This window comes from Nocardiopsis salina YIM 90010, from assembly GCF_000341025.1.
Taxonomy (GTDB): Bacteria; Actinomycetota; Actinomycetes; order Streptosporangiales; family Streptosporangiaceae; genus Nocardiopsis; species Nocardiopsis salina.
Genome location: NZ_ANBF01000053.1, coordinates 21,559 through 29,543 on the forward strand (window position 1 = coordinate 21,559; position 7,985 = coordinate 29,543).

The window sequence follows — 7,985 nt, forward strand, 5'->3', positions numbered from 1 at the left end:
TCTGGGGACCGACAGAAGAAAGGGGTGGAATGTCGGGACTTCGGAAGGGGACCGCGATCAGCGGGGCAGGAAGGGGCTCGGCTCGCCGGAGTAGGACACGTGCAAGCTGTCCCGGGCGCGCGTGCACGCGACGAACAGCAGGTTCCGCTCGCGCTGCAGGTCGTGCGCGTGCGCGACCGCGTCCTCGGAGGCGTCCGTGACACGGGACAGCTCCGGAAGGTGCTCCGCACCCGCGGACACCACCGCCACGCACCGGAACTCCAGGCCCTTCATCGAGTGCATGGTCCCCACGCGGACGCCCGAGTTCTCCGCGAGCGGGCACGTCTCGACCCCGGCGTCGGTCAGCGCCGAGCGGGCCTTGCGGACCAGGGAATCGGTGCGTGCCGCGACGCCGATCGCGTCGGGCTCGACCCCGTCCCGCAGCCAGCCCTCGACCGTGCGCACGAGATGGTCGAGCTCCTCCGCGGCCGAACCGTGGCCCCGGACCACCGGACGGCGGCCGTGGAGCGGGGACCCGTAGTCCTGCAGCGTCGAACGCACCCCGTCGAACCCCTCGACCGGCGCGGTCCCGAGGACTCCGACCGCCCAGTTCAGGATCTCCTGCGTGCTCCGGTAACTCACCGTCAACCGGTGGCTGCGCCCGCGCACGTTGACCCCGACCCGTGCCATCGACACGTGGTGGTCGTAGATGCGCTGGTGCGGGTCGCCAGCGATGAACAGGTCGTCCGGGCCCTCGTCGACCAGGGCCCGGACCAGCCGCCACTTGGCCGGATGCAGGTCCTGCGACTCGTCCACCACGATGTGGCGGTACAGGCGCTCGCCGGTGCGTTCCAACAGGTCCGCCGCCTCGGCGGCGAGGGAGGTGAAGTTCCACTGGCCCTGCTCGCGCATCTCCTGGGTCGCAGCCAGGATCGCCGCCCACACCTGCCGCTTCTGCTGCTCGCCCAGACGGTTGGCGCGCCCGCGCCCGCGCCTGCGCGCCTCCAAGTAGTCGCGCTCGGTGCGCAGGTCCTGGGCGAGCACGACGTGTTCCCACTCCTCGAGCAGGAACCGGCCGGAGACGTCCAGGCCGGCAGCGTGGGCGTCCCACTGCGGGCCCAGTTCGTTCGGGAACTTGATGTCCGGCTTCCCGTGGGCCTTGCGCACCACCTGGTAGGCGATCTTGTCGATGTTGCGCACGTCCACGAGACGGCGGCGCTCCTCGTCCTGGACGAGGAGGTCCACCTGTGCCTGCAGCGCCGCGTCGAGGGTCTTGGTGAACGTCGTGAACAGGATCGGCTTCTCTGGGGCCTGCTCCCGAGCGGGTGCCGGCCCCTGCTCGAGGGGCAGGGGGAGCTGATCGCTGTCGTCTCCACCGGTGCCGGTGCCCGTGTCCACGTACCGCTCGGTCAGGTGCGCGATCCGGTGCAGGGCGGTGACGGTCTTGCCCGTGCCCGCGCCCCCGGTGACCATGACCGGGCCCGAGTACTGCTTCTTGCGGGCGATGCGCACCTGGCGCGGGTGCAGGAAGGTGCGCCACACATCGAAGGGGTGGTCCAACAGCTCGCGGAGCTCCTCGGGTCCCTCCACGAACACCGCCTGGTCGGGGCTGCGGCGGATGGCCGTGGCCAGGTCGTCGGGGTCGACCGTGCCCGGCTCGACCTTCTCCACGAGGTCGCGGCTGATGTGGGCCCACGCCTCGTCCGGGCCCATGCCCGAGGCCAGCGCGGTCAGGGCGTCGTGCTGGGCCTTGGGCAGGCTCTGGCCGTAGGAATCCAGGTGGCTCTCGTCGGGGAGCAGGCGGGCGATGCGCAGCGTCTCCTCGTCGATACCGAGCTGCGTGAAGTGCTTGTCCGGCACACCCGCGAACAACGCGCCGCCCTGGTCACCGGTCGCGGGTTCGAGCGCGTTGCTCACCGCGTGCAGCGCGGACTCGTCGCGGAACTCCAGCACACCAAGCACCTGGTTCACCGAGGGGCGCCGGTTACGGATGTACCGGTACGCCTCGTTGTGCGGCAGGACCGTGACCAGGAGGTATACGTCGCCGTTCTCCGGAGCCAGCACCACACCCCGATGGTTCATGTTGATGCGCAGCGTTCGCCATCGGGGATCACAGGCCGCTTCGAGCTTCTCCAGGTGGCCGCCTGCGTAATAGGTGTCGGCGAACTTGTCGAGGGCGTCGTCGACACCCTTGCGCAGCTTCTTGTCCAGGGCCGCGTAGGTCCGGAGGAAGTCCTTCGCGATGGCGAGCTGGGGCACGGGAGCCTTTCCGGGGCAGGGGGTCCAGGGGGAAGCTCTGGGGGAGAGCCCGTGGCCCACAGCGTAGACAACAGGGGGCGTCCCGCGCCCGGCCCGTACGGGACGAAGTACCTATAGCGGACGGCCGNTCGTCCACAGGCCGAGATCTGCACCTGGCGTGGCAGGCTTCCGGCCCGCACCCTTGCCGCATGGATGCCCCACGCCTGCGTTCCGCTCCTGTCGACAACCCAACGGACGCCCTGCTCACCGCCCTGGCGATCGCACGGGGGCAACACGGTGTGCTCACGCGGGGTCAGGCCAAGGGTTCGGGGCTCAGCGACAGCGACCTCCGTGCACTGAGACGTGATGGAACTTTCGGCCACCCCTACGAGGGCGTGTACGCCGTGCGCTCCCTGTTCGACCCGTCCGAGAGCGAGGGTTTCCTCCGCACGTCGGTCATGGCGGCCCAGCTGGCTCTGGGGCCGCGCTCCATCGCCGGCGGGGAGACAGCTGCACGCCTGTGGGGCATGCAGGGGCTGCCCTCTTGGGACGGACGCACGGTGCACATGATCGTTCCCGGGCCCGGGACCAAACGGCATCGCCAACGAGTCACGCTGCACACGTGGGAGGTCGGTCCGGAGGAGGTCACCGCGGCCGACGGTGTCATCCGGGTGACCGTTCCCGGGAGGACCTTGCGCGATGTGGTCCTCCACGTGGATCGCGAGACCGCTGTGTCCCTCATCGACTCGGCCCTCCAGCGGGGGCTCGTACGCGAGGAAGGCCTCGAGGAACTCGCACTGGCCAACGGGCAACGGAAGGGGTGTGTACGCACGCGCCCTTGGTGGGATCTGGCGGACGGGAGGGCCGAGAGTCCACTGGAGTCCTGGGTGCGTCTGGCCTGTGCGGACGCGGGGTTGCCGCCCACGAGCCTCCAGCGCCGATTCCTGGACGGTACCGGTCGGATCATCGCTGTGGCCGACCTCTGGTGGGAGGACCTGCAGCTCATCGGTGAAGCGGACGGTCTCGGGCCGCACGGACTGCCGGAGGTGCTGGCCAGGGACCGTCGGCGGCAGAACGCCCTCCAGCTGTCGCACCCCGGGGTGCGCATCGTCCGGTTCACCTGGCAGGACGCGATGAGGCCCGGGTACATCACCGCGGCGCTCGCCCGGGCAGCCGGGCGGGAGGGTTGTTAGTGCTGTATTGAGCACCTGAAAACGTTGTCAGTGCCCATAACAGCACTAACAACGCGGCGGCTAGCGCAGTGCCCGATCCAGGACCCGGATCGGGCACTGCGCCCAGAACACCTCAGTGCGTGACGGCGCCGGTGGAGGCCGAGCGCACGAGCTTGGCGTACTTGCTCAGCACCCCCTCCGGGAACGGGTTGGGCAGCGGCTCCCACCCGGCGCGGCGCTTCTCGAGCTCCTCCTCGTCCACGTGCAGGTCGATGCTGCGCTCGGCGATGTCCACGGTGATGGAGTCGCCCTCGCGCACCAGGGCGACGGGTCCGCCGTCCACCGCCTCCGGGGCGATGTGGCCCACGCACAGGCCGGTCGTGCCGCCCGAGAACCGTCCGTCGGTGAGCAGCAGGACGTCGCGCCCGAGGCCGGCGCCCTTGATCGCGGCGGTGATGGCCAGCATCTCCCGCATCCCCGGACCGCCCTTGGGCCCCTCGTGGCGGATCACCACGACGTCGCCCTTGCGCAGGTCACCGGCGCTGAGCGCGTCCATCGCCGCCTGCTCGCGCTCGAACACCCGCGCGGGGCCGGTGAATGCCTCGGTGTCGAACCCGGCGGTCTTGACCACGGCCCCCTCCGGCGCGAGGGAACCGCGCAGCACGGTGATCCCGCCGGTGGGATGGAGCGCGTTGTCGAAACGGCGCAGGACGGTGCCGTCGATCGGGTCCGGGGCGAGGTCCTGGAGATTCTCCTCGACGGTGCGGCCCGTGACCGTGAGGGCGTCGCCGTGCAGGAGCCCCTCGTCGAGCAGCACCTTCATCAGGACCGGGATCCCGCCGACCCGGTCGACGTCGTTCATGACGTAGCGGCCGAACGGCTTGAGGTCGGCGATGTGCGGCACCCGGTCGCAGATCCGGTTGAAGTCCTCGAGCTCGAGGCCGACCTTGGCCTCGTTGGCGATCGCGAGCAGGTGCAGCACCGCGTTGGTGGATCCGCCGAGCGCCATGACCACCGTGATGGCGTTCTCGAACGCCTTCTTGGTCATGATGTCGCGGGCGGTGATCCCCTGTTCGAGCATGTTGACCACCGCTTCGCCGGAACGGTGCGCGAAGTGGTCGCGGCGCCGGTCCGCGGACGGGGGAGAGGTCGAACCGGGCAGGCTCATCCCCATCGCCTCGGAGATCGACGCCATGGTGTTGGCCGTGAACATGCCGCCGCACGCGCCCTCACCCGGGCAGATGGCGCGTTCGACCCGGTCGAGGTCGGACTCGCTCATCCTCCCGGCCTTGCACGCGCCGACACCCTCGAAGGCGTCGATGAGCGTCACGTCCTTCTCCGTGCCGTCGGACAGCTTCACCCAGCCGGGGGCGATCGTGCCCGCGTACATGAACACGGAGGCCAGGTCGAGGCGGGCGGCGGCCATGAGCATGCCCGGGAGCGACTTGTCGCAGCCGGCGAGCAGGACCGAACCGTCCAGGCGCTCGGCCTGCATCACCGTCTCGATGGAGTCGGCGATCACCTCGCGGGAGACGAGGGAGTAGTGCATGCCCTGGTGGCCCATGGAGATGCCGTCGGAGACCGAGATCGTGCCGAACTCCAACGGGTAACCGCCGCCCGCGTGCACGCCTCCCTTGCTCGCGCGGGCGAGGCGGTCGAGGGAGAGGTTGCAGGGGGTGATCTCGTTCCACGATCCCGCCACGCCGATGATCGGCTTGTCCCAGTCGCCGTCGCCCATGCCGACGGCTCGGAGCATGCCGCGGGCGGGCGCGGCTTCGATGCCGTCGGTGACGGTGCGGCTGCGGGGTTTCGGGTCGATGGCCATCGGGTGCCTCGCAAGGGTCGGTCGACGATACGTGCGTGTTCCGGGAACGGCTGGGGAGGGGCCCGAGCCTCGGCACGGCGCGCCCGAGCATCGTGGCGCTCGGGCGTCGGGAACGCCGTACGTGTTCACCCTGCTCTTCCGGTGGCCGAGGGAGCAAATGGAGCGCGGATGCGACCGGCGGCCGAGACGGTGCTTCGGTGCCCGGCGCAGCAAAACGGTACCGGTCACAGGGGAACGTCGCAGGGGAACTCGGTCGAGGCCGGCCCCGACCACCTCATAGTTCCGGCTGTCCCGAACGCTCGGATCGTTCCGACGGATTCTCCGACCGGTCGGCCCACCCCGGCACCGACAACCGAACCGGCGGCCCGGCCCATGGAGGGGTCTACGCCCCGGTCTCGGTGACACCCAACAGCTCCTGCACCTGCCGCAGCAACGAATCCGGGACCACCCCGAGGCGGGTCCCCTCCAGGGCGAGCTCCTCGGCCGCCATCCGGTGCGCGCGTGCGTGCGCGCTTACCACCACTCCACCGATGCGCCGGTCCACACCACCGCCCGTGGACCCGTCCCTCGTCCAGCCGGACGAGGAGAGCGGGTTTCCCCCGAGCCGGGGTGCTCGACCACGTCGGTGTCGCCGCGCCCCGCGCACGCAAAAGACCCCGACCTCGCGGTCGGGGCCTTCGCCTCGGGGTGAGTGACGGGACTTGAACCCGCGACATCTTGGATCACAACCAAGTGCTCTGCCAACTGAGCTACACCCACCATGTCCGCCCGGCCTCTCGGCCTTGCGTACGTTCTCAATCCTAGCGGATGCCGAGGAGTGCTTCGACCACTTCTCCCGGCGCCGGGCCGAACCCGGCGCCGAGGTCCTCCCGAGGAGCGCTTCGGAGAGGCAGAGTCCTGGAGGCAGAAGATCCTCTCCGGACCCCGGTCCTGCACCGTCCGGAACGCGTTCGGGCCCCGTCCCGGGAACGCGGGGCTGTTCCCCACGGACCCGGGACAGGGCCCGTCCACTGCCGAGTGGGTTCCGGTGTTCCCCGGAAGGCCTCAAGCCCCTGAGGTCTCGGCAGCCTCCGCGGCCTCGGCCGCTTCGGCCTCCAGCGCCGTCTTCCTGGCCTCCACCCCGTCGCCGCCCGCGGCGATGTCGGCGGCGATCGCGCGGGACACCGCGGTGCTCGGCCCGGGCTCGGGGGTGAAACCGGCGGCGCGGTAGTACCGCAGCTCCTGGATGCTCTCGGTGATGTCGGCGAGCGCGCGGTGCCCGCCGGCCTTCTCCGGGCTGGCGTAGTACACGCGGGGGAACCACCGGCGCAGGAGCTCCTTGATGGAGGAGACGTCGATCATCCGGTAGTGCAGGTACTCGTCGATGCGCTTCATGTCGCGCGCCAGGAACGTGCGGTCCGTTGCGATCGAGTTCCCGCACAGGGGCGCCTTGCCGGGCTCGCGCACGTACTTGCGGATGTGCTCCAGGACGGCGTCCTCGGCCTCGGTCAGCGAGAGCCCCTGGTCGAGCTGCTCGAGCAACCCGGAGGTGGTGTGCATGTCGCGCACGAAGTCGCCCATGCGGTCCAGTGCGGCCTGCGGCGGTTTGACCACCACGTCGATGCCCTCGTCGAGGATGTTGAGTTCCCCGTCGGTGATCAGACAGGCCACCTCGATCAACGCGTCGTTCTCGAAGTCGAGGCCCGTCATCTCGCAGTCGATCCACACCAAACTGTCATTCATAACGGACACCCTAAGCGCCACAGGAAGCGGCCCGAACGAGGTACGGACGGCCACGGGAACAGGCGCCGAGGCGTGCGGCGGAGGGGGCCACCGGTGAAGACGGACAGGATCCCACCGGACCACGCGACGGCCGGGGCGCAGCCGAACTCACGGCACGGCACCGGACACACGTCGGGGGCGGGCACGCGCGTGCCCGCCCCCGCGGGGTCATGGTGTCGCCGTCCCCGGGCGGCCTGGGCCGGTAAGCCCACGGGGCTCGGGAGAGCCGGGCTCACAAGAGCCTCGGGAATTCCCGAGCAACAGTGTCACTCCCAGACGAACTGCCGGGGCCCGCCGACGTCGAAGAGTTCGTACATCCAGTCCCAGACGCCCCACACCTGCAGGTAGGTGGCGACCAGGGCCACGACGACGATCAGCGCCAACACGGCGCACCCGCAGCCGCACCCTCGCTTCTTCTTCTTCTTGGGCGGCTGCTGCGGGCCGGCCCCCGGGTAGGGGTGCCCACCGTGTGGACCTGGACCGCCGGGACCACCGTGTGCGCCGGGACCGCCGGGCGGGCCCCACGGCGGCTGCTGCGGACCGCCCCCGGGCGGGCCCTGGGGTCCTCCGGGGCCCATCGCGCCGGGCGGAGGGTACGCGCCCGGAGGCGGACCGCCGGGACCACCGGGGTGACCCATCGGGCCGGGCGGGGGGCCACCGGGACCTCCGGGCCCACCCGGGTGGCCCATCGGCGCGCCGGGCGGCGGGGGCTGACCCGGGCCGCCCATGGGTCCCGGGGGCGGGTAACCGCCGGGCGGCGGATAGGCGCCGGGCGGAGCGAAGCCCTGCTGCGGTCCGGAGTAGGGGTTCTGCGGTCCGGAGTGGTACTGCGGCTGGTGCCCGGGCTGCGGCCCCGACGGCGGGTACTGCTGGTGTTGCGGCGGCCGGGGCGCACCGGAACCGTACTGGGGGCCGGAACCCGGTCCCTGCGGGGGCAGGCCGGAACCCGGTCCCTGCGGGGCCTGCCCGGGGGCCCAACCCTGCTGCGGGCCGCTCGGCGGGGGGGGCGG

At 71.0% G+C, this 7,985-nt stretch carries 6 protein-coding genes and 1 tRNA gene; 1 reads left to right on the plus strand and 6 read right to left on the minus strand.

The genetic code is table 11. From position 1 onward, the window contains the following. Positions 1–57: 57 nt before the first annotated feature. Positions 58–2,238, minus strand: a complete 2,181-nt coding sequence (locus tag D474_RS0105805) for a UvrD-helicase domain-containing protein (RefSeq protein ID WP_017612649.1) — start codon at positions 2,236–2,238, stop codon at positions 58–60. A gap of 188 nt (positions 2,239–2,426) precedes the next feature. Between D474_RS0105805 and D474_RS0105810 the strand changes: the two genes are divergently transcribed. After that, positions 2,427–3,410: a PDDEXK family nuclease gene (locus D474_RS0105810; RefSeq protein WP_017612650.1), complete on the plus strand. Its 984-nt coding sequence runs from the start codon at positions 2,427–2,429 to the stop codon at positions 3,408–3,410. Between the two features lie 112 nt (positions 3,411–3,522). Here the strand turns inward: D474_RS0105810 and ilvD are convergent, their stop codons facing one another. From ilvD to D474_RS33830, 5 genes are all read right to left on the minus strand, one after another. Further along, the gene (ilvD, locus tag D474_RS0105815) at positions 3,523–5,214 is read right to left on the minus strand and encodes a dihydroxy-acid dehydratase (protein ID WP_017612651.1); all 1,692 of its coding nucleotides are present in this window, start codon (positions 5,212–5,214) and stop codon (positions 3,523–3,525) included. Positions 5,215–5,596: 382 nt separating this feature from the next. Continuing rightward, entirely contained in the window at positions 5,597–5,734 is a 138-nt protein-coding gene (locus D474_RS32185; RefSeq protein WP_161628661.1) for a hypothetical protein, read from the minus strand. A 166-nt stretch (positions 5,735–5,900) separates the two neighbouring features. Next, positions 5,901–5,973 (minus strand) — tRNA-His (locus D474_RS0105825). Positions 5,974–6,258: 285 nt separating this feature from the next. After that, positions 6,259–6,936, minus strand: a complete 678-nt coding sequence (gene orn / locus D474_RS0105830) for an oligoribonuclease (protein WP_040703105.1) — start codon at positions 6,934–6,936, stop codon at positions 6,259–6,261. Between the two features lie 305 nt (positions 6,937–7,241). Then, a partial coding sequence (locus D474_RS33830) for a hypothetical protein (RefSeq protein WP_275040768.1) occupies positions 7,242–7,985 on the minus strand: 744 nt, incomplete at its 5' end.